This is a genomic window from Amycolatopsis azurea DSM 43854, from assembly GCF_001995215.1.
Classification (GTDB): domain Bacteria; phylum Actinomycetota; class Actinomycetes; order Mycobacteriales; family Pseudonocardiaceae; genus Amycolatopsis; species Amycolatopsis azurea.
Window position 1 is genome coordinate 103,029 of sequence record NZ_MUXN01000024.1, and the last position, 23,513, is coordinate 126,541.

The 23,513-nt window shown below is 69.3% G+C and carries 20 protein-coding genes; 14 read left to right on the forward strand and 6 right to left on the reverse strand.

What is annotated here, in order from left to right:
* The first annotated feature begins 60 nt into the window (after nucleotides 1–60).
* From B0293_RS30705 to B0293_RS30715, 3 genes are read left to right on the forward strand one after another with little or no spacing between them, the layout of a single operon-like run.
* Nucleotides 61–987: a universal stress protein gene (locus B0293_RS30705; RefSeq protein WP_005159896.1), complete on the forward strand. Its 927-nt coding sequence runs from the start codon at nucleotides 61–63 to the stop codon at nucleotides 985–987.
* Between the two features lie 13 nt (nucleotides 988–1,000).
* Nucleotides 1,001–1,606: a CBS domain-containing protein gene (locus B0293_RS30710; protein ID WP_005159899.1), complete on the forward strand. Its 606-nt coding sequence runs from the start codon at nucleotides 1,001–1,003 to the stop codon at nucleotides 1,604–1,606.
* Complete coding sequence (locus tag B0293_RS30715; protein WP_005159902.1) at nucleotides 1,603–2,502, forward strand: universal stress protein; 900 nt, start codon at nucleotides 1,603–1,605, stop codon at nucleotides 2,500–2,502. The genes B0293_RS30710 and B0293_RS30715 overlap by 4 nt, the downstream gene beginning before the upstream one ends.
* Nucleotides 2,503–2,640: 138 nt before the next feature.
* Here B0293_RS30715 and B0293_RS30720 read toward each other — a convergent pair whose 3' ends face one another.
* Nucleotides 2,641–2,958 carry a hypothetical protein gene (locus B0293_RS30720; RefSeq protein ID WP_005159904.1) on the reverse strand — a complete coding sequence of 106 codons (318 nt, stop codon included), beginning with the start codon at nucleotides 2,956–2,958 and terminating at the stop codon, nucleotides 2,641–2,643.
* A gap of 65 nt (nucleotides 2,959–3,023) precedes the next feature.
* Here B0293_RS30720 and B0293_RS30725 point away from each other — a divergent pair, with 65 nt between their 5' ends.
* Nucleotides 3,024–3,986, forward strand: coding sequence for an Acg family FMN-binding oxidoreductase (locus B0293_RS30725; protein WP_005159906.1), 963 nt, complete (start codon nucleotides 3,024–3,026; stop codon nucleotides 3,984–3,986).
* Nucleotides 3,987–4,185: 199 nt separating this feature from the next.
* Here the strand turns inward: B0293_RS30725 and B0293_RS30730 are convergent, their stop codons facing one another.
* Together B0293_RS30730 and B0293_RS30735 are read right to left on the reverse strand one after the other, a co-directional pair.
* Nucleotides 4,186–5,235: a hypothetical protein gene (locus B0293_RS30730; protein ID WP_005159909.1), complete on the reverse strand. Its 1,050-nt coding sequence runs from the start codon at nucleotides 5,233–5,235 to the stop codon at nucleotides 4,186–4,188.
* Between the two features lie 159 nt (nucleotides 5,236–5,394).
* Nucleotides 5,395–5,655 (reverse strand): hypothetical protein, encoded by a 261-nt coding sequence (locus B0293_RS30735; protein WP_407640110.1) that lies wholly within the window; start codon nucleotides 5,653–5,655, stop codon nucleotides 5,395–5,397.
* A 526-nt stretch (nucleotides 5,656–6,181) separates the two neighbouring features.
* Here B0293_RS30735 and B0293_RS30740 point away from each other — a divergent pair.
* Entirely contained in the window at nucleotides 6,182–7,915 is a 1,734-nt protein-coding gene (locus B0293_RS30740) for a sensor histidine kinase (RefSeq protein ID WP_005159914.1), read from the forward strand.
* Here the strand turns inward: B0293_RS30740 and B0293_RS30745 are convergent.
* Nucleotides 7,912–8,574: a response regulator transcription factor gene (locus B0293_RS30745; protein WP_005159916.1), complete on the reverse strand. Its 663-nt coding sequence runs from the start codon at nucleotides 8,572–8,574 to the stop codon at nucleotides 7,912–7,914. The genes B0293_RS30740 and B0293_RS30745 overlap by 4 nt on opposite strands.
* A 218-nt stretch (nucleotides 8,575–8,792) precedes the next feature.
* Here B0293_RS30745 and B0293_RS30750 point away from each other — a divergent pair, with 218 nt between their 5' ends.
* The gene (locus tag B0293_RS30750; protein ID WP_039918744.1) at nucleotides 8,793–9,779 is read left to right on the forward strand and encodes an Acg family FMN-binding oxidoreductase; all 987 of its coding nucleotides are present in this window, start codon (nucleotides 8,793–8,795) and stop codon (nucleotides 9,777–9,779) included.
* A gap of 12 nt (nucleotides 9,780–9,791) precedes the next feature.
* On the opposite strand, the gene B0293_RS30755 is transcribed toward B0293_RS30750, so the two are convergent.
* The gene (locus B0293_RS30755; protein ID WP_039918746.1) at nucleotides 9,792–10,025 is read right to left on the reverse strand and encodes an SHOCT domain-containing protein; all 234 of its coding nucleotides are present in this window, start codon (nucleotides 10,023–10,025) and stop codon (nucleotides 9,792–9,794) included.
* 158 nt (nucleotides 10,026–10,183) lie between these two features.
* Here B0293_RS30755 and B0293_RS30760 point away from each other — a divergent pair, with 158 nt between their 5' ends.
* The 3 genes from B0293_RS30760 (at nucleotide 10,184) to B0293_RS30770 (ending at nucleotide 13,395) form a co-directional block, all read left to right on the forward strand.
* The gene (locus B0293_RS30760; protein WP_005159921.1) at nucleotides 10,184–11,578 is read left to right on the forward strand and encodes a DUF4389 domain-containing protein; all 1,395 of its coding nucleotides are present in this window, start codon (nucleotides 10,184–10,186) and stop codon (nucleotides 11,576–11,578) included.
* A gap of 120 nt (nucleotides 11,579–11,698) precedes the next feature.
* The gene (locus tag B0293_RS30765) at nucleotides 11,699–12,601 is read left to right on the forward strand and encodes a universal stress protein (protein WP_039918785.1); all 903 of its coding nucleotides are present in this window, start codon (nucleotides 11,699–11,701) and stop codon (nucleotides 12,599–12,601) included.
* Complete coding sequence (locus tag B0293_RS30770; RefSeq protein WP_005159923.1) at nucleotides 12,598–13,395, forward strand: ribosome hibernation promotion factor; 798 nt, start codon at nucleotides 12,598–12,600, stop codon at nucleotides 13,393–13,395. The genes B0293_RS30765 and B0293_RS30770 overlap by 4 nt, the downstream gene beginning before the upstream one ends.
* A gap of 32 nt (nucleotides 13,396–13,427) precedes the next feature.
* On the opposite strand, the gene B0293_RS30775 is transcribed toward B0293_RS30770, so the two are convergent.
* The gene (locus B0293_RS30775) at nucleotides 13,428–16,010 is read right to left on the reverse strand and encodes a helix-turn-helix transcriptional regulator (RefSeq protein WP_245191987.1); all 2,583 of its coding nucleotides are present in this window, start codon (nucleotides 16,008–16,010) and stop codon (nucleotides 13,428–13,430) included.
* A 186-nt stretch (nucleotides 16,011–16,196) separates the two neighbouring features.
* Between B0293_RS30775 and lanL the strand changes: the two genes are divergently transcribed.
* From lanL to B0293_RS30795, 5 genes are all read left to right on the forward strand, one after another.
* A complete protein-coding gene (gene lanL / locus B0293_RS30780; protein WP_005159929.1) occupies nucleotides 16,197–18,947 on the forward strand; it encodes a class IV lanthionine synthetase LanL in 2,751 nt (916 codons plus the stop codon).
* 5 nt (nucleotides 18,948–18,952) lie between these two features.
* Nucleotides 18,953–19,114, forward strand: coding sequence for a listeriolysin S family TOMM bacteriocin (locus tag B0293_RS43255; RefSeq protein ID WP_005159933.1), 162 nt, complete (start codon nucleotides 18,953–18,955; stop codon nucleotides 19,112–19,114).
* An 82-nt stretch (nucleotides 19,115–19,196) separates the two neighbouring features.
* Complete coding sequence (locus B0293_RS30785) at nucleotides 19,197–20,870, forward strand: ABC transporter ATP-binding protein (protein ID WP_005159936.1); 1,674 nt, start codon at nucleotides 19,197–19,199, stop codon at nucleotides 20,868–20,870.
* On the forward strand, nucleotides 20,867–22,549 hold the full coding sequence (locus B0293_RS30790; RefSeq protein WP_005159940.1) for an ABC transporter ATP-binding protein: 1,683 nt from the start codon (nucleotides 20,867–20,869) through the stop codon (nucleotides 22,547–22,549). Before B0293_RS30785 ends, B0293_RS30790 begins: the two co-directional genes overlap by 4 nt.
* On the forward strand, nucleotides 22,549–23,133 hold the full coding sequence (locus tag B0293_RS30795) for a DUF3105 domain-containing protein (protein WP_005159943.1): 585 nt from the start codon (nucleotides 22,549–22,551) through the stop codon (nucleotides 23,131–23,133). Before B0293_RS30790 ends, B0293_RS30795 begins: the two co-directional genes overlap by 1 nt.
* Nucleotides 23,134–23,513: the final 380 nt, after the last annotated feature.

Below are 23,513 nucleotides of genomic sequence, written 5' to 3' on the forward strand. Positions count from 1 at the left end.
CGATCAGACTGCTCCTTCGTTCGAGACTGGGGCCGTCGAAACACGTCGAGAGGAGCAGGCATGCCGGTCGTCACGGAAGGGTCGATCGTCGCCGGGATCGACGGTTCCCGGCCCGCGAGGACCGCGGCGTTGTGGGCGGCGGACGACGCTTCACTACGCGGATTGCCGCTACGGCTGGTCCACGTCTACCGGGTCCCGGTCGCGAAGATGTCGGGTGTCCTTCCCCCGGAGGACGCGATTCGAGCGGGATTCGCGCGACAGGGCCAAGAATGGGTTTCCCAGGCGCGGGAAGCGATCCTGAGCCGGTTTCCGAAGCTGGTCGTCGAGACCGCTGTCCGGGAGTGGAGCGCGGTTCCCGCGCTGATCCAAGAATCGACGACGGCGACGATGGTGGTGCTGGGGTCACGAGGGCTGGGCGGGTTCACCGGACCGTTGATCGGTTCCACCGCGGTTTCGCTCGCGCGCGACGGCCATTGCCCGATCGTGGTGGCCCGCGGACGTCGGCCCGAAGACCCCTTGCCCGAGAAGGGCGGGATCGTCGTCGGCACGGACGGTTCTCCTACCAGTGAAGCCGCCCTCGGGTTCGGCTTCGACGAAGCGAGGTTGAGGGACACCGAGCTGATCGTCGTCCGGACCTGGTCCGAAGTCTTCGACCACGGCGCGATCCGGCCGCACTTCCTCGACGTCGACGCGGCCAGGATCGAGTCTGACGAGCGGAAGTCGGTCGAAGAGCAAGTGGCCCCTTGGCGGGACAAGTACCCGGAGGTTCCGGTCCAGGTCGTCGTACGCCGGGGGCGGCCCATCCGCACCCTGCTCGAATTCGGCACCCGGGCCCGTCTGGTCGTCGTCGGCTGCCGGGGACGAGGCGGATTCGAAGGAATGCTCCTCGGTTCGACGAGCCAGGCACTGGTCGCCCATGCGGAATGTCCCGTCGCCGTCATCCGGCCCGCAGAGCCGATCGAGACCGATGTCGACGCGCGATCGTGAGGTGGGAGAGGGCATGCGGGCGAGGGACCTGATGACGAGACCGGTCGTGACCGTCACCCCGGAGACGACCGCCAAACACGCCGCCGAAGTGCTTGCGGAACACGGCTTCACCGCCCTTCCGGTGGTGGATGACGACGAGCGCCTGATCGGCATCGTGACCGAGGCGGACCTGATCCGTGACCGGTTCCCCGACGACATCCGGTCGGCGAAGCAGCCGTCCGGTCAGGCGGCGCCGGGAGCGACAGTGGCCGAGGTGATGACGACGCCCGTGACCGGGATGAGCGCCGGGTCGGATCTCGCCGAGGTCGGCAGGGCACTGCTCGACGGAAGGATCCGCGCGATGCCCATCGTGGACGGTGCGAAGGTGGTGGGCATCCTCACGCGGGGCGACTTCGTCCGCGCGTTCGCCCGGGCCGACGAGGCGATCGCCGCCGACGTGCGGCATCACCTCGCGATCTACGGCGGACCGGGCCGATGGACGGTGGACGTCCACGACGGCCTGGTCCGCATCGGTGACCGATACGGGAGCGACACGGACCACCACGTGGCGAAGGTCATCGCCGAAGGGATTCCCGGTGTCGTGCAAGCGAAGGTGACCTACCAGGAGGGCGAGGAATGACTGCCGCGCTGAACAGGATCGTCGTCGGGGTGGACGGGGCCGAGCCGGGACGCGCGGCCGTGCGCTGGGCGGCCGCGTGCGCCGCCGAACGGGGCCTCGGCCTGCTGATCGTGCACGCCCTCCACGTGGAGCAACGGGCGTACGGCGGCGGGCTCGCCGGCCCCGCGCCATGGTTCGACGTACTCGCCGCGGACGGGCGGCGAATCCTCGACGAAGCCGTGGAAGCGGCCGGGGCGGCGGTTCCCGGTGTCCGGGTGGACACCCTCATGCCCACGGATTCGCCGGTCGCGATCCTGGTCGACGTGTCGAAGTCGGCGGCGATGGTGGTGATCGGCGGGACGGGCAAGGGATTCTTCGGGGAGATGACCATCGGTTCGACGGCGTCGGCGATCATCGCGCACGCGCACTGCCCCGTGGTCGTGCTCCGGGGAAGAAAAGGCACGACGAACTACCCCGATACCGGGCCGGTGGTCGTCGGGGTCGATGGAAGCCCCTTGAGCGAAAAGGCCCTGGCGGCCGCGTTCGAGGAAGCGTCGCGCCGGAAGGCGTCGCTGGTGGCGGTGCACGCCTGGTCGGATGTCACCTATGACGACGTCTACGGGATGGCTCGGCTGGTCACGCAGTGGGAGTCCATCGAGGGCGACGAACGCAGACTGCTCGCGCAACGCCTGGCGGGCTGGCAGGAGAAGTACCCGGACGTCGCGGTGGAACGCTCGCTCGTGCGTGACCGGCCGAGACAGGTCCTGCTGGAATGGAGCGCGAAGGCGCGGCTCGTGGTCGTGGGCAGCCGCGGACGCGGTGGCTTCACCGGCCTCCTGCTCGGCTCGACCAGCCAGGCACTGGCCCATCACGCCGAATGCCCGGTGATGGTGGTCCGGCCGAGGCCCGCCCGGTGACCGCTGCCGGTTCCGTTTCCAGCTGGTGATCGACCGGGTGCCAGGCCCGACGCGCGGGAGCGCCACCGGCGCTGGATCGTCGAGCACGGGGAGGACCTCCCGGAAATCCGGACTGGAGTTCGGACGGCGGCGTGGTCGCTACCGGAAGCCGGTGACGACGCCGCGGTGGTGGCTCAGGCACTCGAACGATGGTCCACAGTGGACGCGGTCGCGATCCGCGCTGTGTGCGGCGGACAGCAGTTCCGAAGCCGGGTCACCGGTGCGGACGTGGCACGTCACGTCCACCTCCACCGCGAGTTCTTCACGGGTCCGCGCGACCGCGGCCGCGAGCGGATACCCGTGCCGGACCGGGATCCGTCCGTGGGCTGAAGAGCCAGGGAGGAGATGGTCCTTCGGCCGGACCACCGGTGTCCCGGGATCCGGCGGTGCCGAAGGTCCCGGCTCGACGGGGCCCACGGCACTCCCGCGCGACCGGGCACCGCGACAGGCTGGAAACTCCAACGACCGGCTAGGAGCGCAGGATGATCCTCACCGATTTCCCGGTGATCACCACGGCGCTGAAGGCAGCGGTGAGAGCGCCGTCGCCGCACAACACCCAGCCCTGGTTCTTCGAGGTGGGGCCCGAGGTGATCGATGTACACCTCGACCGGGACCGCGTGCTGCGGGTGTGCGATCCCGACGGCCGCGAGGCCTGGCTCGCTTGCGGCGCGGCGTTGCTGAACGTGGATCTCGCGATCGCCGCCGCGCGACGGCTTTCGGGCGTCGAGTTCCTGCCGGACCCGACGCGGCCGTCATTGCTGGCCAGAGTCGAACTCGGCGGCAGGCACCGGCCCAGCTCCGAGGAACTGCGGCTCGTCGCGGCCATTCCGCGCCGGTACAGCAATCGCCGCCCGTTCGCGGATCAAGCGGTACCCGCCCACCTGCGGGCCGCCGCCAAGCACGCCGCACACGCGGAAGGCGCCGGCCTGGTCCTCGTCGACGAGGCGGGCCTGCTCGAAGCGACCGCGTCGCTGATCAGGCGTGCGGACCACCTGCTGACCCAGGACGACGCGTACCGGGCGGAGTCGCGAGCCTGGACCGGCGGGGACCGCCGGTACGACGGGGTACCGGCTTTCGCCGGCGGACCCCGGTCGGCGGGTGGCCTGCTGCCGGTCCGGCATTTCCACGAAAGCGAGGTTTCGCGGCCGTTCGAGCGGGACCCGGTCGTCGCTGTGCTGACGACCCCCGACGACAGGCCGGAGACCCGGCTCCGCGCGGGACGGGCCATGCAACGGGTCCTGCTCTCCGCGACCACGGCGGGACTGAGCGCCTCGTTCTACTCCCAACCCATGGAGATCCCGTCCACACGTGCCGAACTGCGCGAGCTGATCGGCGGAAACCGTTACCCCCAAACCCTTTTCCGGCTCGGCTACGGCTACCCGGGGGTCCCGACCCCGCGGCGTCCGCTCGAAGCCGTCGTCACCGAGAAGCCGCGGCCGGAATGACACGGTCGATCAGGTACTGGACATTCATCTGAAGGAACTCGAAGCGGCGACGTCGACCGTGAAGGACCACGGGTCGAATACAGCGCGCCACTCGGCGACCCCGGCGCGGACGCCCGAGACCAGACTGGGCCGCCTGCTGGCGACGGTCTCGTACGAGCCCGGTCCGATCGTCTGATCTTGGACCTGGATTCGGGAAGAATCAGGAGCGATACCAGGCGATGCCGCGATAGGTGGCTCGAGCGCGGTCGTAGCCGTAGCCGATGATGACGTTCCCCGTCGTCGTGATGTGCTGAGCCACGATGGCGTCCAAGCCGTCCGGGGAGGGCAGCGGGTGCGGTGCCGCGTTCTCGTCCCACCAGACCGGGCGCACTGTCGTGCCGCCCGCCGACTCGCCGACGACCAGGCCCGCGTCGTTGATGTCGAAGCAGGTACTGGCGGTGTCCAACGGCAGCGGGGGCAGCACGGTGGGCTCACCCGACCGATTCCAGCGGACGCCGATCTGCTGCCCGTCCGTCGTCGCGCCCCAGCCGATCGTCGCCCCGGTGTTGGTGATTTTCAGCGTCTGCCCGGCCCGGAAAGCCGGGCCACCGGTCAACAGGGTGGCCCGGCCGTCGCGGCTCCACGACACTCCGTCGGCGGCCACCACGCCCTCGTCGTTGACACAGCAGGCGGTCGCGCGACGGGGCGAGGGCAGCCGGCTGACCTCTCCCGAACCACTCCAGCGCACCGCGGTGCGTACGCCCGAGACGTCCTTGGCGGTCCCGGCGACCTCGTCCAGCTCGTTCAGGTCGTGTGCCTGGGTCTCACCACCGACCGTCAACGGTTCGAGTTCCATCAGCCGACCCTCCGAAGTCCACCGCACCGCGCGCCAGCGATAGCCGGGTTCCATCGCGCCGCCCAGCATCGAACCTCGCTCGTTGATCCGGTTCACCGCACCCGAGACCGTGCCGTCGGGCAGTTCGAGACCCTGTACTTCGCCGGTGGGATCCCAGCGCACCGGCCGGAGGTCGTCGCCGATGTGAAGAATTCCCGCGATAGCCCCGGTTTTGTTGACACCGCAGGCACGCCCGCCAGAGTAGCCGTCGAGGACGGCCAAGGCGGACGGGTCGCCCTCGCGGTTCCAGCGGGCCGGTGTTGAGCCTGACTCGCCGACGACGAATTCGTTGTCACTGACCGAATACGCGCTGGTGCCCGCATCGCCTGCCAGGGGCCGCAGGTCGATCGCGGTGTAGCCGGGTCGGTCGAGCATCGCTACCGCCTGGGTGGTGGACGGGGGCCGGGCACGAGTGCGCAGCATAGTGCGATCCGGCGCGCGGCGACGAAGAACGGACTGACCGGGTGAACACCGGGCTGTCATCGGGACGCTGTGTGGCCGGATTTCCGCCCGCATCGCATCCCGATGGTGGTTTCAGCGAAGCCGGCGATTGTGCTCCACAAAGGACCGATCATGAACAGCCAGTCCGCCCAAGGGGCGCCTGCCCGCGAGCGCAGTGTCCCGGCGCGGCCCCACGTCGATGTGGCTCAGGAAACCTTTCGTCGGCGAGCCGCCGTTGACCCAGGCGTTGGCCGACGTCGTGGCGTAGCCAAAACCGAATGCCTTGTCCGCGAACGCCCGCAGGAAGAGCGACCCCATGGTGACGCGGAGGACGGCCAGACTCGTACTTTTCATCGTTGTCCTCTTTGGAGGGAAGAGACGCGGGCGAGCCGCCGGTCGCCTGCCGAGAAGGGTGACGACGCCGCCGGCGACGGTGACCGAGGCCTGACCGGGTGGCACCCGCAGCGTCTTCGCGAGGACATCGTGTTCGACGGACGCGCGGATGTCGTCGTCGGGCCGGCGGAAGGTGGAAAGCAGGTCGCGGCGCGAGACCACGGCGGCGGTGACGGACTCGTCGGCGGCGATGGTCCAGACGGGTGAGCAGGTCGGCCTCCGACACCACTCTGACGCGCCCACTTCGGGTGCCGGCGATCAGAAGTCTGTTGATCGCCGAACTGGCGCTTCCCGGTGCCCCGGCTTGATCATGCGCTTGGGCTATCCGGCTGGGTGAGTCGGGCGCATTCCGGCCGTCGCCGGTACGTCCGGCCGGGTCGTCCCTGAGCATTGGCCGTGTCATGTCTTGGCAGCGGGTCCGCTGAGTGGAACGCTAGGCCGGTCCTGACGATGAACGAGTCGTCATCCGACCGGAAGGAGACCGGCGATGTCGGCCGAGCCGCGACCGGCTGGCAGTCCGCCTCCGCCCAGCGCGGCGGTGCTGACCGGGCTACGGCTGGACGAGTTGCTGCACGAGGTCCAGGAGCGGCTCTCGGAGATCGTGAAGACCCGCGACAGGCTGCAAGGGCTGCTCGACGCGGTCCTCGCGGTGGGCACCGGGCTCGAACTCGACTCGACCCTCCAGCGCATCGTCCAAGCCGCCGTGGAGCTGGTCGACGCCCAGTACGGCGCGTTGGGCGTGCTCGGTGACGAGGACGGGCTCTCCCAGTTCGTGTACGTCGGCATCGAGCCGGAGATCCGGGCGACGATGGGGCATCTGCCCGAGGGACGAGGGCTTCTCGGCTTGCTCATCGAAGAGCCGCAGCCGGTCCGGGTCCCGGATCTGTCGGCGCATCCGGCCTCGGTCGGCTTCCCCGCCAACCATCCGCCCATGCACAGCTTCGTCGGCGTTCCGGTCCGAGTGAGGGACGAGGTGTTCGGGAACCTGTACCTGACCGAGAAGCGCGGAGCCGCCGAGTTCACCGCGGACGACGAGGTCGTGTTGCAGGCGCTCGCCGCCGCGGCGGGCGTGGCCATCGACAACGCGCGGCTGTTCGAACGCTCACGGACGAGGGAACGGTGGCTGGAGGCGGTGGCGAAGGTCAACGGCGAGCTGCTCGGCGGTGCTTCGGTGATCGACACGCTGGGGCTGATCGTCACGAGCGTCCGGGAGCTGGCCGGGGCCGACGAGGTGATGATCCTGCTGGCCGAGGAAGGTGCGACGGGAACGCGACAGCTGACGGTGACCGCGATCTCCGGCGAGCGGCAGGGTGTCCTGCAAGGGAAGTCGATCTCCAGCGAGCATCCGCTGCTCGACGAGGTGTTCGAGGCCGGGCAGACCTGCCTCATCGCCGACCTCGGCACGGTCTTCACCTCGGTGGACAAGGCGCTGTCCGGTCCCGGGGCGGTGGCGCCGCTGACCAGCGCGGCGGGCGTCGGCGGCGTTCTGGTCGCCAGCCGGGAGAAGGGCACTCAGCAGTTCAAGGCCGACCAGATCCCGATGTTGTCCTCGTTCGGCGACCAGGCCGCGGTGGCACTCGAATTCGCCGAGAAGCAACGCAATCAGCGGCTGCTGGACGTGCTCGCCGACCGCGACCGGATCGCGCAGGATCTCCACGATCACGTCATCCAACGGCTTTTCGCCACCGGCATGAGCTTGCAGAGCATCCTGCCGAGGGTGCCGGACGACTTCGCCCGCAACCGGGTCACCCAGGCCGTCGAGCAGCTCGACCGGACCGTTCGCGAGATCAGGACCTCGATCTTCGACCTGCACACCGCGGGAGCCGAAGAGTCGGCCGGCCTGCGACGGCGGCTGCTCGACGTCGTCACCGAACTGACGACGGCTCTGGCGGTGACGCCGTCGGTCCGGATCGCCGGCGCCGTGGACACCCTCGTTCCGCCCGAGCTGTACGAGCACGCCGAAGCCGTGGTTCGGGAGGCGCTGAGCAACGCCATCCGGCATTCCGGCGCGGACGAGATCTCCGTGACCGTCGAGGCCGACACCGAACTCGCCATCGAGGTCAGCGACAACGGAGTCGGGCTGCCGTCGACAGGCAGGCGCAGCGGGCTCGACAACCTTTCTCAGCGAGCCGAGAGGTGCGGGGGACATGCCGAGTTCACCGACCGCGAAGGCGGTGGGACCAGGATCGCGTGGCGGGTTCCGCTGTCGCGCGGCGATTAGTGGTCCCCGAAGAGCGGGATCCGGTCCTCCTTCTTGAGCTGGGTCGCCAGCACGGCGGCCTGTGTCCGGCGCTGGATGCCGAGTTTGCCGAGGATCCGGGAGACGTAGTTCTTGATGGTCTTCTCCGCCAGGAAGAGCCGGTCGCCGATCTCGCGGTTGGTGAGCCCTTCACCGATGAGCTCGAAGACCGCCCGTTCCTGCTCGGACAGCCCGGCGATCGGATCCTCGCGGTCGTTCTCCCGGCGGATGCGGTTCATCAGCGCGGCGGTGGTGCGGCTGTCGAGCAGGGAGCCGCCGTCGGCGATGGTCCTGATCGCGGAGACGAGGTCGTTGCCGAGCACCTGCTTCAGGACGAACCCGGAGGCGCCCGCCATGATCGCGGTGAAGAGGGCCTCGTCGTCGGCGTAGGACGTGAGCATCAGGCAGCGCAGACCCGGCCGGGTGGAGAGCAGTTCGCGGCACAGCTCGATGCCGGTGCCGTCGGGGAGGCGGACGTCCAGCACCGCGATGTCGGTGTCGCTCGCGGGGATCCTGGTGAGGGCCTCCGACACCGACGCGGCTTCGCCGGAGATCTCGATGTCGGGCTCGTTGCCGAGCAGGTCGAAAAGCCCGCGCCTGACGATTTCGTGGTCGTCGACCAGGAACACCTTGGTCGCCATGGCTCGTCCTCCTGCCGCAGGATCCTGGCCGTGTGCCGAAGGTACTCCCAGTGTCCGTACCGGCACACCGGCCTGGACGTCCTGCCGCCGGAGGGCTTTGGTCCTTCACCGGACAACGCCGGGGCTTAGGTCCCGGTGATCCGAGCCCTCCGTACCTGCGCACCGGCCCCCGGCTCGGCGCACGGTGGGAACCCGGCACGAGCGCGGAGGGCGGGAACATGGTGCGGCGAGAGGTCTGGTCGACGGCGGAGACCGAGGTACTGGCACGGACCTTGCTGCGAGCGCCTTCGGTGCACAACACCCAGCCGTGGCTCCTGGAGTTCGAAGGCGACCGGCTGCTGCTGGTCGAACGCCGGGACCTGAGTCTCCCGGAACACGATCCGCTGGGCCACGACCGCGTGATCTCCTGTGGGGCCGCGCTCGCGAACCTGGAGATCGCCATCCGCGTACTCGGGTACGAGCCGCGCACGGAGACTTTCCCCGAACCGGGCCGCCCGGACGTGGTCGCCTCGCTCGCACCGGGTGAGCGGACGCTGCCTTCCGCCGCCGACCTGCACCGGTACTCCGCCATCGAGCGACGGCGTAGCTACCGAAGACGCTTCTCCGGACGGCCGGTCACGCGTCAGCGGATCGGCGACCTGGTGGTCACCGCCGCTTCGGCGGGTGTGGAAGCCAAGCCGATCCTCGACGAGCTGGAATTGACGCGCGTCGCCGAGCTGCTCGAGTTCGCGGCGGAGGCTCACCAGCACGACCACGGATATCAGCGTGAGCTCGCCTTGTGGACGATCCGCGACGAGGTCTCCCATCGGCACGGGGTTGGTCTCTCCGCGACAGCAGTTCCGCCGGGTTCGCTGCCGTGGGCGGGGTTGGTGCGGCCCTCCACCGCGCTGCCGGACAGCGCGGTCCTGACGCGACGGCTGGCCGAAGAGACGCTGCTCGTGTTCTTGACCCTCGACGACACCCGGCACGATCACCTGGCGGCGGGTCACGCGTTGCAGACCACCTGGCTCGACGCGGTCGACGGAGGTCTGGTCGGCTCGGTGCTGACCCAGCCTTTGCACCTGCCCGAGGTCCGCTCCACATTGTGCGAAGACCTTGAACTCGCCGGTTTCCCGCAGGCACTAATGCGGTTCGGCTACCCCTCCGGGGCGGTACCGGCCAGCCCGCGCCGCGCGGTCGAAGAAGTGCTCGGACACGGCTTCTGAGCGACGGTCGGCTCAGCTTCGCATCGAGGCGCGGCGCTCTTCGTACTCGTCCTTGTCGATCTCGCCGCGGGCGAAGCGTTCGTTGAGGATCCGCAAGGCGTCGTCGTGGCTGGAGGCAGGTTTCGCGTACCGGCGCAGCAGAATCACCGCGACGGTGACGACGCCGGCGATCACGATGACGCCGATGGCGAGGATCAGCACCACGCCGAGCCAGCCGCTGCCGCCGTAATAGTGTCCGTAAGGCATCACTGGAGTTCCCTTCGGTCAGTGGTGTTCCCCATGGTTCTTGCGACTCGCGACGCCGAGGAGGGCCGGAGGACCCGCCTGGCAGGGTCCTTCGTTCCTGTCCAGGCGGCGCGGAATCCCGGATCGTCGAGCTGTCCGCTCCGCGTCGAGGAGGAGTCGTGAACCAGGCAGTTCGTGTCGAAGCCAGGCTCGATCCCGGTCTGTCCCGCTGGTTGTGGCTGGTGAAGTGGTTGCTCGCGATCCCGCACTATGCCGTGCTCGCGTTCCTGTGGCCGGCCTTCGTCCTGCTGACGGTGTTCGCCTTCTTCGCGATCCTCGCCACCGGCCGATATCCGAGAGCGATCTTCGAATTCAACGTCGGTGTGCTGCGCTGGTCCTGGCGCGTGCACTACTACGCCTACGCGGCGCTGGGCACCGATCGCTATCCGCCGTTCACCCTCGCCGACGTCCCGGAGTACCCGGCGAGGCTTGAAATCGTTTACCCGGAGCGGTTGTCGCGTGGACTCGTGCTGGTGAAGTGGTGGCTGCTGGCGATCCCGCACTACATCGTCGTCGGCCTGTTCGCGGGCGGCGGTCTGTGGCTGGCCTGGCGGTCCGGCGACGACGGGTTCAGCTGGGGCGCCGGCGGACTCATCGGCCTGCTGGTGCTCATCGCCGGGTTCGTGCTGCTGTTCACCGGCGAGTATCCGAAACCGATCTACGATTTCGTGCTGGGCATGGATCGCTGGGTCGTCCGGGTCGGTGCCTACGCCGCGCTGATGACGGACGAGTACCCGCCGTTCCGGCTCGACACCGGCGGAGCGGAGCCGGATTACCCGACCGGCGAAGGAGTTCCGCCCGCGCGAAAACCGGGCGAGTCCGGCTGGACGCCGGGTCGCATCGTCGCGGTGGTCGTGGGCATCGTTCTCGGCCTCACGTCCATGGGACTGCTCACCGGCGGTGCCACGGCCCTGTGGCTGGATCGGGTCGCTCGTGACAGCGACGGCTATCTGACCACCGCGGCGTCTTATCGCACCGAAACCTTCGCATTGGCCAGTGAACGAATCCGGTTCGCCCGTGCCGCCGACGATTCCGTGCCTGCGCTGGGCGCGCTGGGCGATCTCCGGGTGACCGTGACGGACGACGTGACCCGGAAGCCGGTCTTCATCGGGATCGCGAGGTCACAGGACGTCCAGCGGTACCTCGCGGGAACGGCGTACGCGACGGTCACCGACCTCTCCTCCGGTGCGGTGGTCACGCATCAGGGCCCCGACTCGCCGGGACCACCTGAGACCAGGGACATCTGGAAGGTGAAGTCCAGTGGACCCGGGTCGCGGGCGGCGAGCTGGCCCGATGAGCCGGGGGACTGGACGGTCGTGGTGATGAACGCCGACGGATCGCCGGACGTCCAGGTCCGTTCCGAAACCGGGGCGACCGTTCCCGCGCTCGGCTGGTTCGCCTGGTCGCTGCTGCTCATCGGCGCCGCCGCGCTGGCCGGTGCGGTGGCGCTCGTCGCCTTCGCGGTCGCGAAGGCGTCCCAGGGAATTTCGACCGCAGGACAAGGAGAACGCTGATGCGGGCGATGGTGGTGGGCGACGTCCGCTCGCGCACGGGTCTCCGCGAGTGGGGTGCGGCGCTCGGCAGAAGGTTCGCTTCGGCTCGAAGGATCGGCTGACCGGAAGGCGGTGGTGTCGATGGGGAAGCGTGAACCCGTCACGACGGGAGTCGACGGCTCCGAAGCCGCGTTGCGGTCGGTGCGCTGGGCGGCGGGCGAAGCAGTGCGGAGCGGGCGGCCGCTGCGGCTGGTCCACGCCTGTGTCCCGCCGGGACACGACTATCCCAACCTGGAGGTCACCGAGGCCGAGGTCCGTGAGGCCATGTGGGCGACCGGTGCCAGACGGCTTGAGATCGCGGCAAACGTCGCCCGGACGTCGGAGCCGACATTGGAAATCGAAGCCGAGGCCAGATCCGGGGACCCGCGTGCCCTGCTGGTCGACGAGTCGTGGCGGGCGGCGGTGGTGGTGCTGGGTTCACGTGGGCTCACCGGCGCCGGCCGGTTGCCGCTGGGATCGTCGGGACTCGCGCTCGCGGTCCACGGTCATTGCCCGGTCATCGTCGTCCGAGGCGATCGGAGCAGGTCGGGACCGGTGCTGGTCGGGGTGGACGACTGGGCAGGCTCGGCCGCGGCGGTGCGGTTCGCGTTCCAGGAGGCCTCGACGCTCGGCGTGCCGGTGACGGTGCTCAAGACCTGGCGTGAGATCGATCCCGCGGGTTCGGGAGGAGCGCGCGAGTTCTTCCTGCGCTCCCTGGAAAACCACCTCAACCGGGTCGCCGCGGAGTTCCCGCACGTCGTATCGGAGTGCCTCGTGGTCAGGGGGCGTCCGGGCCGGGTGTTGATGGAATACGGCGAGCGCGCCGGGCTGATCGTGGTCGGGACCCGTGGCGACAGCGGGTTCGGCGGACTCCTGCTCGGCTCGGTCGATCAGAACTCGCCGGGACGCGCGCCATGCCCGATCGCCGTCGTCCGTCCGGGGGTGGTTCCCGCGTTCGAGATCCGGGACGAGCAACCCCTGTCGGTGAAGGGAGACCGAACGTGACCGGGACAAAGATGACACCGGACGTGCACGTGAAGGTGCGCGGCGATCTTCCGCCCGCCCTCGCCGAACGTGCCGGGCGGAAGGTGAAACGGCTCTTCGGGCTCGCTCATCGGCCGGTGCTCGCCGCGTCGGTGCGGTTGAGCAGACACGGGAATCCCGCCATGGAGCAACCCGTGGTCGCCCAGGCGAACCTCGACGTGAGCGGACGGCGGTTGCGCGCACAGGTCGTCGCGCCGACCGCTGAAGAGGCGATCGACCGTCTGGACGCGAAGTTGCGGCGCCAGCTGGAGCGGAGCGTGCTCCACTGGGAGGCCAGGCGCGGGCGGTGGACGGACGTCGATCCCGCCGAATGGCGTCACGATTCGCCCTCCGGTCAGCCAACTCGAAGGTTTTCCAGGCTGGAAGACGAACGAGAGATCGTGCGGCGCAAGTGTTACTCCCTCGCTCGCTCCACTGTGGACGACGCGTTCTTCGAGATGCACCTGCTCGACTACGATTTCCACCTGTTCACGGAATCGGGTACCGGGCAGGACAGCGTGCTCTACCACGCGGGCCCCACCTTGCACCGGTTGGCGCAGTCGACGCCGCCGGGGCCGCACCGGCTCAGTCCGTTCCGGCTCGCGGTGACCGTCAGCGGGCAACCGGCGCCGATCCTGGCGACGAACGACGCGGTGGACCGGCTCGGCCTGCTCGGCTTGCCGTTCCTGTTCTTCCTCGACCTCGATCACGCGCGGGGCAACGTGCTCTATCACCGGTACGACGGGCACTACGGCCTGATCACCCCGGTCGTCTGATCACGTGAGTCGCGCCCCCTGGCACAAGCTGTTCACCGGAACAGCGCGGTGAGTTCGATCCTGCTGGAAATACCGAGCTTGTCGTACACGTGGGCCAGATGGTTGTCGACGGTCCGGACGGACAGCCGCAGCCGGCGCGCGATCTCCGGACTCGTCTCCTGGCTCGCGGCCAGCCGGGCGACCTCGCGTTCCCTCGGGGTGAGCTGCTGGGTGCCCTCGCCACTGTCGAGCCCCGGAGACCGCGAGGTCGGGCAACATCGCGCCAACTCCCGTGCTCTCGCGAGGGCGGCACCCGCTCGCCGTGAATGTCCCGCCTCCTGCGCCACTCGCCCGGCCGCTGTCAGCATCTCGGCGGCGTGCAGGGGAGCGGGCAGTGCGGCGAAGGCGTCCGCTGCGGCGAGCAGGCCGGGTTCGTCGCCCGCCGCCAGCGCGACGGCGGCGTCACAGTAGACGCGGGCGAGGTCGCCCTCGACGCTCTCTACGAGCACCTTCAGGCGTTTCTCCACCTGTCTCGCCGCGCCGAACCGCGCGGCCTCGTACAGCACGACCGCTTCCATACAGGGAATTCCGGCGTCCCGGGCGAGCGCCGCACCACCGAGCGCGATCTCCGCGGCGCCACGGACGTCGCCGCGGGCGGCGCTGACCCAGGCGCGATGAGCTTCGGCGTGTGGCCGGAAGAGCCGTTTGACCGCGGTTCGCGATCGGTCCGGACCGGCGTTGTCCAGGAGTTCGGCCGCTTCGTCGACGGCTCCGCTCATCGCCAGCGTTCCGGCGAGGATCATTTCGTGCAGGTGGAGGCTGCCGGTCGGGTCCTGAGCCGTTTCGATGGCGACGGTTTCGCGCAGCGAAGTGACGGCGGCGCGAAGTTCCCCTCGCAGCTGCGAGATCATCCCGGACAGCGCCGACCACGCCGCGATCAGGCCGGGATCGCCGACCTGCACGGCGGACTGACCACCGTCTTCCGCGACGTCCTGCGCCTCGGAGAGCCTGCCCGCGAACAACAGCGTGTACCCCTCGGCGAGCCGGAGATACGGTAATCCGGTGCGGACAAGGTCGTCGTGACGTTCCGCGAGCCGCCGGCCCTGGCGTGCGAAGGAGAGCGCCGTCGAGGCCTTGCCCAGCATCGCGTAGGCGTTGACGGCCGTGGTGAAGGCCCAGAGCCTCGCGTCGATCGGCGCCGATTCCAGGTCGGTGATCTTGAGCGCGATGTCGAGCGCCTCCTGGCAGTTCCCCTCGGCGAGCAGGATCAGCGCCCGGGTCACCGTCGGGTCGTCCGGGAGCATCGTGGTGGCCTCGTCGTGCCTGGCGAGTCCCCAGTACAGGAGCCTCGCCCTGGTCGTGGTCCAGCCGCTCGGTTCGGACCGCCCGCTCTCCGCGAGGACCGCGATTCCGTCCTGATGCCGTCCGCACCAGCTGAGCACTTCGGCGAGCAGGGTCCGCGCCTGATCGGATCCCGCGTCGACGGCGGCGCGCGCGAGCCGTTCCGCGAGCACGAGGTCGTGGCGGGCAAGGGATTGCCGGGCCGCGGCGAGCATGTCCGGCACGCTCGGCCGCAGACCGGTGGCGAGCTGCCAGGTGGTGAGGCGCAGCAGATCGTCCCTGCGGCGCAATGAGGTCGCGCCGAGACGCTCGGCGAGGGTCCGGTGGATCTCTCTGGCGCGCAAGGGTTTCAGGGCCGAACGGAGCACTTCGCCGTAGATCGGATGGGCGAGCCGGGCCTCGGAGCGACGTCCATCGCCGGTGACTTCGAGGAGTCCGGCGCGTTCGGCCGCGAGCAGTCCCGGTTCGGGTTCGACCAGTTCGAGTGGCAAGGGTTCACCGCAGGCCACCAGCTCGACGACCGCCCGCACGTCCGCGTCGCAACTGTGCAGCCGCGCCTCCACGAGCTCGTGCAGCCGCCACGCGCCGACCACCGGCCCCAGCCACCGCCAGGTCCCGTTCTCCTGCACCAGTGCACCGGATTCGAGACCGTCGAGCACCAAGGCCTGGAGGTGCAACGGGTTCCCGTCGGCCAACCGGCGCAGGCGCGTCCGGACGGAGGTCGGAACGTGGCCGTCCAGGGCATGTCCGATCAGATCGTCGACGAACGTGTCGGACAGCGGTGGGACTTCCGTTCGGCGGACCAGCCCGTTCTTCCACAAGGTGAAGATCGCGTCCGGTGTGCTCGCTCCCGTCGCCACCGTCGCCACCACGACGACCTTCCGATGGGTGCACAGGTGATGGACCAGTGCCGCCGACCCTTCGTCGAGCAGATGGGCGTCGTCGACGGCGAGGACCGCGCCGTCCTCGTCCCATCCTGCGGACGCCCACCGGAAAAGTGTTGTGCGGTCGGGTTCTTCGTCGGACGATGAGGTGACGGGCAGGAGATGGGAGGCCGCGCCGAGCGGGATCGACGATCCCGCTCCGGTCGCGGCCAGGAGTTCGACGCGGCGCCCGGCCGCGGCCGCGCGATCCATCGCGACCCGCAGCAACCGGGTCTTCCCGACACCCGGCGGACCGGCGAGCAGGAGCCCACCGGTGGTCCCCGCCAGCGCTTCGTCGATCGAGGAAAGCTCTCTTCGCCGTCCTGCCAGCGGCCACGTCGAATCCAAGGTGGCACCCCCCTCAGATGTCATCCGCGGAAACCCTTTCGTCCCAGCCTTGATGCGGTACCGGGATACGTCAAGCGACGATGCTCCATTCGCATTGAGTAATCGAAAGACCCGTCCGATTACGGACTTGAGTAGTGCCTCTGCTCTGTCGGAGCGGATTCACCGCGGCCTACGTTCGTGTCCTCAAACCGACCACGTCGAGGACACGCAATGGCTCTCCCGCTTGTTCGTGAAGAAGACGATCTCCAGACCATGCCGCGGACGGTGGCGCTGTCAGTGGATTTCCCGGAACCCGACGAACTGGTTGCCGAATCTCTGGCGGGCTGCGTGCTTTCCGGCTGGCTGCTCGAACGTTCCGACATCTGGACCTACCTGCATCCTCCCGTGGAGGAACGTCGTGTCCAGGGCTGGAAGCTGCATGTTTCGGCCACGGTGCTGTCCGCGCCGTGGGTGCTGCAGGCCTGTTTGCCGATCCTGCTCGCCTCTTCGGCGCAGTTCAAATTCGCCTCCACTTCGGCCGGTGTACTGAAACTCAACGACTTCCGGTGCCCGCGCGGTAATTCCGGTAAATTCATCACCGTCTATCCGCCGGATCGTGATTCTTTGCTGGAACTGGCCGAGAAGCTGCACGATGCGACCGCGGGTCTGTCCGGTCCGGCGATCCTTTCCGACGCCCGATATCGCCCGGGAAGCCTGGTCCATTACCGCTACGGGGCGTTCGACGGTTACCGCACACTGACCCACGACGGCGGCTATCGCGATTGCGTCCTCGACGAGAACGGCGCGCCGGTGGAGGACCGGAGGCAGGGCTTCTTCCAGGTTCCGTCCTGGCTTCCGGACCCGTTCGGACGCGAGGACAACGCTCCGGCGGCGTCGGTGCTGCTGCGGGACCGGTACGAGGTCACGAGGGTGGTCCGCCACGCCAACAAGGGCGGCGTCTACCGCGCGCTGGACCGGGAGACTGGACGCGAGGTGATCGTCAAGGAGGCGCGGCCGCACGTCGGCACCGATCGCGAGGGTCTCGACGCGCGCGACTACCTGCGGCACGAAGGTTTCGTGCTGCGGCACCTGGCCGGCACCGGGCTCGTTCCGGAGTACCTCGATCTGTTCGAGCAGCAGGAGCACGTCTTCCTGGTCGAGGAGTTCCTGGACGGCGTGGGGTTCCGTGAGCGGGTCGACGACATCCTGCGCAACGGTGAGGGACAGCTCGACCCCGCGGAAAGCGCCGCTCTGGCGGGAAAGCTCGCGCGGTTGCTGCGGGGCCTGCACCGACGAGGCGTCGTCGTCCGTGACTTCACCCCGAACAACCTGCTGGCCATGCCCGACGGCTCCGTCCGGCTGATCGACCTCGAACTCGCGGCGGTCCGCGCCGGGACCCCGGCCGAGTGGGTGGTGCTCGGTGCCGGCAGCGGAACCCCGGGGCTCAGCGCGCCGGAGCAGTTCGCCTGCGTGGACCCGGATCCGTCCGTGGACCTGTTCAGTCTCGGAGCCACGCTCCTGCATCAGATCGCCCATGTGAACCCCGACTTCGCCGAAGATCTCCCCGAGGTACGCCCGTTGGAGGAACGAGTGGCCGAATGGCTCGCCCCGCCGTTGTCCCGGCCTGTGTCGCGGACGCTGAGCCGGGTGATCAAGGGGCTCATGCGCACCGACCCCGCTGAGCGGATGCCTCTGGCGGAGGTCGTCGAGCTGACCGAAAGCCCGGCACCGGCGCTCACCGGTTCGAGGGAACTGCTCTGGGCTCCGGAGCAGTGGGACGAACTGGTGGAGGGAGCACTCGGACATCTGGTCGACACGGCCGCGGGCGAACCCGCGCCGAGGCCCTGGCCCGAAACCGGGTTCGGGGAGCTGAACGAACCCTGTTCCGTCCAGCACGGGCTCGCGGGAACCCTCGCCGTACTGGCCAAGCTCAGCGAGAACGGCACACACGTCGAGCAGCTCTACGACATCGTGCTGTCCCGGATACTCGGGCATCTCGACGGTCAGCACCATCGTCTTCCCGGCCTGTATTTCGGCTTCTCCGGGACAGCTTGGGCGCTGTACGACGCCGGCCGGGCGCTGGGGCGCCCCGATCTCACCGACCGCGCCCTGCGGCTGGTGAAGAGCCTCATCATGGCGTGGCCGAACCCCGACGTCACGCACGGTCTCTCGGGGCTGGGCACCTGTTTTCTCTACCTGGCGGGTGAAACCGGTGACGCGGAACTCGCCCGTCGCGCGGTTCACTGTGCCGAGTCCGTTTTGGCGGCCGCGAATCCGGGGCCGGACGGTCTCTTGTGGACGATCCCGATGTCGTTCGATTCGGACCTGGCCGGATATCGATCCTACGGTTTCGCCCATGGGGTGGCCGGGATCGGCGCGTTCCTGCTCGCCGCGGCGGGGGCCGCCGGACGTGAAGACTTCGCCGACGCCGCTCGGCGCTGCGGCGACACGCTGCTGACCGCGTCGAGCGTCGATGCCGGGGCGGTGCACTGGCCGGACTGTCCGGGGGCGTCCCGGGCACCGGTGTGGTGGTGCAACGGCTCGGCGGGAATCGGCACCTTCCTGTGCCGTCTCTACTCCGAGACCGGCGACGAGCGCTACCTCGAAGCCTCGATCGGCGCGGCTCGCGCGGTGATGGCGACCCGGCAGTGGGCGGGAACCGCCTACTGTCACGGACTTCCCGGCAACGGCGACTTCCTGCTCGACCTGGCGGGTGCGACCGGCGACCCGACCTACCGGGCCTGGGCGGAGTCGATCGCGCAGCTGATGTGGGCGCGGCGGATCTACCGGAACGGCCGGGCCGTGCTGCCGGACGAAGGCGGCAAGGACGTCACCAGCGGCTACGGCGCGGGGATCTCCGGGCAGCTCGCTTTCCTCACCCGCCTGAGGTTCGGCGGTCGGCGGCTCTTCCACCCCGACCCATCGGCCTGGCGTGACGGTCTTTCGCCGGAGCGCTCCGGAACTCATTCCGAGAGGAGGTGACCGAAATGGCCATTCCCAACGTCGAGGCGCTGCAGGCGCTCCCCGAGCCGGGAACAGGTCCGTCCTACATGGACTACGCCGCGGGCTGCTGCAGCTTCACGTGCGGCAGCCAGTCGTGTGGTGCGACCTGCATCAAGCAGCCGACCCTGCCGATCAAGGACAGCTGATCCAGATGGCAGACGAACTCGCCGGAGGCGTGACCACGACTCCGCCTCCGGCGGGTTTTCCATGATGAGGGGAACCCCGACCATGACGTCCGTACGCAGAGTCGTGCTGCGCGATCTGCTCAGGCGGCGGCCGGTACTGACGGTGTTCGCGGTCGCCGGTGCCGCGGTGGCGCTGGCCTGCGAACTCCTGGTGCCGCCGTCGCTGGCGGACGTGGTCGCGAGCATGTCGGGCCGGGGGGTGGCGACCGGGCCGCTGATCACTCTGGCGGCGGTGCTCGGCATCGGCCTCGTGGCGTCGGTCGTCGCGGGTCAGGTGACGGTGCGGGGGATGGAGGAGACCACCGCGCGTCACCGCCGGGACCTGCTGGAGAAGACGCTGCGGTTGCCGGTCCGGCAGCGGGACTTCTCTCCCGGCGACCTGCTGACGCGGTTCTCCAGTGATGCGAACGCTCCCGCGCAGCTCGGATTCGGTGCGATCGGCGTGCTGATCACCGCGGCCGGATCAGTGGTCGCGATGGTCGCGTTGTGGTTCCTCGACCCGTGGCTCACCGGGCTCGTCGGGGCCGAACTCCTCGTCAGCTGGTTCGCGGTGCGGGTGTTCCTGCGTCGGGTGGGCGACGCCGAGACCCGGTACCGGACCGCGCGTGGCAGGCTGGCCGCCCTGCTCGTCGACGCGCACGCGGGGGTACGGACCATTCGCGCCGGTCGGACCCGCGATCGTGAGCTGCGCCGGATCCTCGGTCCGCTGACGGACCTGCGGAGCGCGGGCCTCGACGCCTGGCGGTCACAGCGGGAGATCGGCTGGCGGATGGGGCTGCTCATGCCGATCCAGGAGGTGGCGCTGCTGTCCGTCGCGGGTTTCGGCGTGATGTCCGGACGGCTCGGCGGCGGCGAAGTCCTCGCCGCGCTCTTCTACAGCCGGCTCGCACTCGGCCTGCTGGAACAGGTGGACGCGCTGGTCGGCATGGTCTACAGCGCGGCGAACTCCCGTCGCCTGCTGGAAGTCCACGACGCGCCGACCACGCCGGTTCCGGTCAGGCCGCGGGCCATCCCGGCAGGCGACGGCGAGATCCGCTTCGAAGATGTCGGCGTCGGGCCGCTGCGCGGGGTGACGTTCACGGTTCCGGCCGGAACGCACGTCGCCCTCGTCGGCCGATCGGGTTCGGGTAAATCGTCGCTGGTGGGAGCGGTCGGAAGGTTGTCCGACATCGAGTCGGGACGGGTGCTGCTGGACGGCGTCGACGTCCGTGACGCGGAGCCTTCGTCGCTGCGACGTGAGGTCGCCTATGCCTTCGACGAACCTTCGCTGTTCGGCGTCACGATCGGCGACGCGATCGCCGCGACGGCGCCACTGTCCGGGTCCGCTGTCGCGCGGGCGGCCGGACAGGCGCGAGCCGACCTGTTCGTCCGGCGGCTTCCGGACGGCTACGGTACCTCGGCCGATCATCTTCCGTTGTCCGGCGGCGAGATCCAGCGACTCGGCCTGGCGAGGGCGCTCGCCAGGCCCGCGCGCGTGCTGGTCCTCGACGACGCGCTGTCCAATGTGGACACCGCGACCGCGGCCGAGATCACCCGCGCGATCGGGTCGGCGTGGCGATCGCGGACGGCGCTGGTGGTCGCGCACCGCGTGGTCACCGCGGCCGGTTCGGATCTCGTCGCGTGGCTCGACGAGGGTGGGCTGCGCGCTCTCGCGCCGCATCACGAATTGTGGCGGGACAAAGGCTATCGCGAGTTGTTCGCCCAGGGGGAGCCGTGAAGGCGCGCGACGGAGTACGGCTCCTGCTTACGGAGATCGCGCCGTACCAGCGTTCCCTGTTCGCCGTCGCGGGATTGGCCTTGCTGCTGTCCGTGCCGACGGCGACCTCCGGAATTCTGATCGCGCGGGCCTTGGACGACGGCTTCTTCGTACGGCAGGCCGAGACCGGGCTGTGGTGGCTGGCGTTGCTGGTCCAGATCCAGCTGGCGGGCGCGGTGCTGACCAGGGCGTTGTTCCGCCCGCTGGCCCGGATCGTCGAGCCGCTCCGGGACCGGCTGGTCACCATGATCACCGCGGCGGGCCTCGACCGCGCGTTGGCGGGGGAGAGCACCGAACCCGGGGCCGCCGTTCGGCAGGCCACCGACGAGACCGAGTCGGTCCGACGCCTGGTCGCGACGGTGCTGCGCAACGTGCACACCACCGTTTCCGTCGCGATCGGCGCGTTCACCGGGCTCGCCGCCGTCGTCCCGGTCGCGGCCCTGGTGCTGCTTCCGGGACTGCTCGCGGCCGCCGCCGTGTATCGATGGCTGGTGCGGTTCGCCTGGAAATGGCAGCGGAAGGCGATCCTGATCGAGGAACACCTCGCCGACGACGCCACCAAGGTGTTCACCGCACGCCGGGACATCGTCGCCTTCGCGGCCGAACCGACGGCGACCCGGCAGGTGCGCGAAGGTGCCGAGGCGTCACGGCACGCGGCCGTCAGGTACGCCAGGGTCGGGGTGCTGCGTTCCCTCACCGTGAGCCTCGGTGTCGACCTCGGGTTACTGTCCCTCCTGGTCCTCGCGCCGGTCTTGATCTCGGAGGGCAGGCTGTCGTCGGGCGATCTCGTCGCCGCCGTGTACTACGTGATGTTCGGGCTCGGTCCGGCGGTCAAGTTCCTCGTCCACGGCGGTGCGGGCTGGCTGCTGGACCTGATCGGGACGATGGCCAGGCTCGGCGAGGTCGCCGAGGGGACCGGGAAAACCGAGTCCGCCAGGCCGGTGCGTGGTTCCCGGAACATCAGCCTGCGCCACGTCTCTTACGCCTACTCCGCGACGGCCGACCCGGTGCTCGACGACGTCAGCCTGGACATCCCGTACGGGCAGCACGTCGCCGTCGTCGGCCCCAGCGGGGCCGGGAAATCCACCCTGGCCTCACTTCTTTGCGGGCTGCGGACGCCGACCGCCGGCTCGATCCGTGGTGGCCGTTCGGTCGCCCTCGTCCCGCAGGAGGCCTACGTCTTCGCTGGAACCGTCCGGGAGAACCTCGCCTACCTGGCGCCGGGTACCCCCGACAAGGACCTGCTCCGCACCGCACGGCTTTTCGGTCTGGACGAGCTTGAACTCGACCGAGAGCTACCTCCAGGCGGTGCGGGGCTTTCGGCGGGCGAGCGGCAGCTCATCACGCTCGCCCGCACTCATCTTTCCCCCGCGCCGGTGGTGATCCTCGACGAAGCGACCTGCCATCTGGATCCGGCGGCCGAACAGCGCGCGGAGACGGCCTTCGCCCGCCGCGGCGGCACGCTCGTCGTGATCGCCCACCGGATCAGCAGTGCCTGGCGCGCCGACCGGGTCCTGCTCGTCGACGCCGGACAGGTGGCGGACGGGACGCATTCGAGCCTGCTCGCCGTCAACAGCCGATATCGGGAACTGGCGACGAGCTGGGAAGCCGAACCACTCCACAAAGGACAGACAGCCTGATGCACCGAGCGGCGGACGAATTCGCACTGGACCCCGTGCCGAGGCGGCGTGGCGTCGTCCGGGTGTTCATCCTGGCCGCGACCCTCGCGATCCTGGCGGCCGACCTGGTCGGGTTCACCAGGCTCACCGGAGAGCGTGAGCCGGAGATCGCCGGCGTCGAGCGGTTCGACATCCCCGAGCGCGGCCACACCACGGACCCCGTCACGTACGACCGGATCCCGCCCGCGGGCGGCCCGCACGATCCGGCGTTGCAGAACTGCGGCGTGTACGCCGAGCCGCTGCGCGACGAGAACGCGGTGCATTCGCTCGAACACGGTGCGGTCTGGCTCACCTATCGCCCCGATCTGCCTGCCTGGCAGGTGGACATGCTCAGCGGGCTGATCAAAGGAAAACACCACGCTTTGCTCAGTCCGTACCCCGGCTTGCCCGCCACCGTGGTGGCGACAGCGTGGGGCAGGCAACTCGCCGTGGACGATCCGGCGGACCCGCGGATCGCGCGATTCGTCGATGTTTATCGGGCAGGTCCGCAGTCGGTCGAGAAAGGAGCACCGTGCGACGGGGGCGTCGGAAACCCATTGCGTTAGGGGTGGATCGGTTCTTCGGCGGCGTATCCTGCGATAAATCCCATTGGTGGAGTTTGTGAGTGCCGAACCGGTTTCCGATGTGGTTCGCGAGACACCGACCGGGCGGACTTGAACAACAATCCATCCCGATCGGTGGCGCGTTCCCATCCGGTTCGACGGCATCCGGCGGGGAGTGCAAACAGTGGCGGCGGGCGCAACTCGACCCGCATTATGGGATTCACTCACCCGAAGATGCCTTGTGTCCTGTTCCTGAACGGCGTCGGCGTCCGGGGTGGCCCGACTCTGAACGGCGGGAAAATGCTGGGTTTCGTCCGCCGAGGGCGGCATGGCCCCTTTGACGGGTTTCTCCCGGCTGGTGGAGAGGTAAAAGGATCTCGTAA

What these genes read in the sequence shown, in the direction of transcription:
- B0293_RS30785 (WP_005159936.1), top strand. Translation starts at nt 19,197, where the DNA reads ATGACGTCCGTACGCAGAGTCGTGCTGCGCGATCTGCTCAGGCGGCGG.
- B0293_RS30730 (WP_005159909.1), bottom strand. Translation starts at nt 5,235, where the DNA reads ATGCTCGACCGACCCGGCTACACCGCGATCGACCTGCGGCCCCTGGCA.
- B0293_RS30735 (WP_407640110.1), bottom strand. Translation starts at nt 5,655, where the DNA reads ATGAAAAGTACGAGTCTGGCCGTCCTCCGCGTCACCATGGGGTCGCTC.
- B0293_RS30795 (WP_005159943.1), top strand. Translation starts at nt 22,549, where the DNA reads ATGCACCGAGCGGCGGACGAATTCGCACTGGACCCCGTGCCGAGGCGG.
- B0293_RS30750 (WP_039918744.1), top strand. Translation starts at nt 8,793, where the DNA reads ATGGTGCGGCGAGAGGTCTGGTCGACGGCGGAGACCGAGGTACTGGCA.
- B0293_RS30745 (WP_005159916.1), bottom strand. Translation starts at nt 8,574, where the DNA reads ATGGCGACCAAGGTGTTCCTGGTCGACGACCACGAAATCGTCAGGCGC.
- B0293_RS30765 (WP_039918785.1), top strand. Translation starts at nt 11,699, where the DNA reads ATGGGGAAGCGTGAACCCGTCACGACGGGAGTCGACGGCTCCGAAGCC.
- lanL (WP_005159929.1), top strand. Translation starts at nt 16,197, where the DNA reads ATGGCTCTCCCGCTTGTTCGTGAAGAAGACGATCTCCAGACCATGCCG.
- B0293_RS30710 (WP_005159899.1), top strand. Translation starts at nt 1,001, where the DNA reads ATGCGGGCGAGGGACCTGATGACGAGACCGGTCGTGACCGTCACCCCG.
- B0293_RS30740 (WP_005159914.1), top strand. Translation starts at nt 6,182, where the DNA reads ATGTCGGCCGAGCCGCGACCGGCTGGCAGTCCGCCTCCGCCCAGCGCG.
- B0293_RS43255 (WP_005159933.1), top strand. Translation starts at nt 18,953, where the DNA reads ATGGCCATTCCCAACGTCGAGGCGCTGCAGGCGCTCCCCGAGCCGGGA.
- B0293_RS30775 (WP_245191987.1), bottom strand. Translation starts at nt 16,010, where the DNA reads ATGACATCTGAGGGGGGTGCCACCTTGGATTCGACGTGGCCGCTGGCA.
- B0293_RS30705 (WP_005159896.1), top strand. Translation starts at nt 61, where the DNA reads ATGCCGGTCGTCACGGAAGGGTCGATCGTCGCCGGGATCGACGGTTCC.
- B0293_RS30725 (WP_005159906.1), top strand. Translation starts at nt 3,024, where the DNA reads ATGATCCTCACCGATTTCCCGGTGATCACCACGGCGCTGAAGGCAGCG.
- B0293_RS30755 (WP_039918746.1), bottom strand. Translation starts at nt 10,025, where the DNA reads ATGCCTTACGGACACTATTACGGCGGCAGCGGCTGGCTCGGCGTGGTG.
- B0293_RS30715 (WP_005159902.1), top strand. Translation starts at nt 1,603, where the DNA reads ATGACTGCCGCGCTGAACAGGATCGTCGTCGGGGTGGACGGGGCCGAG.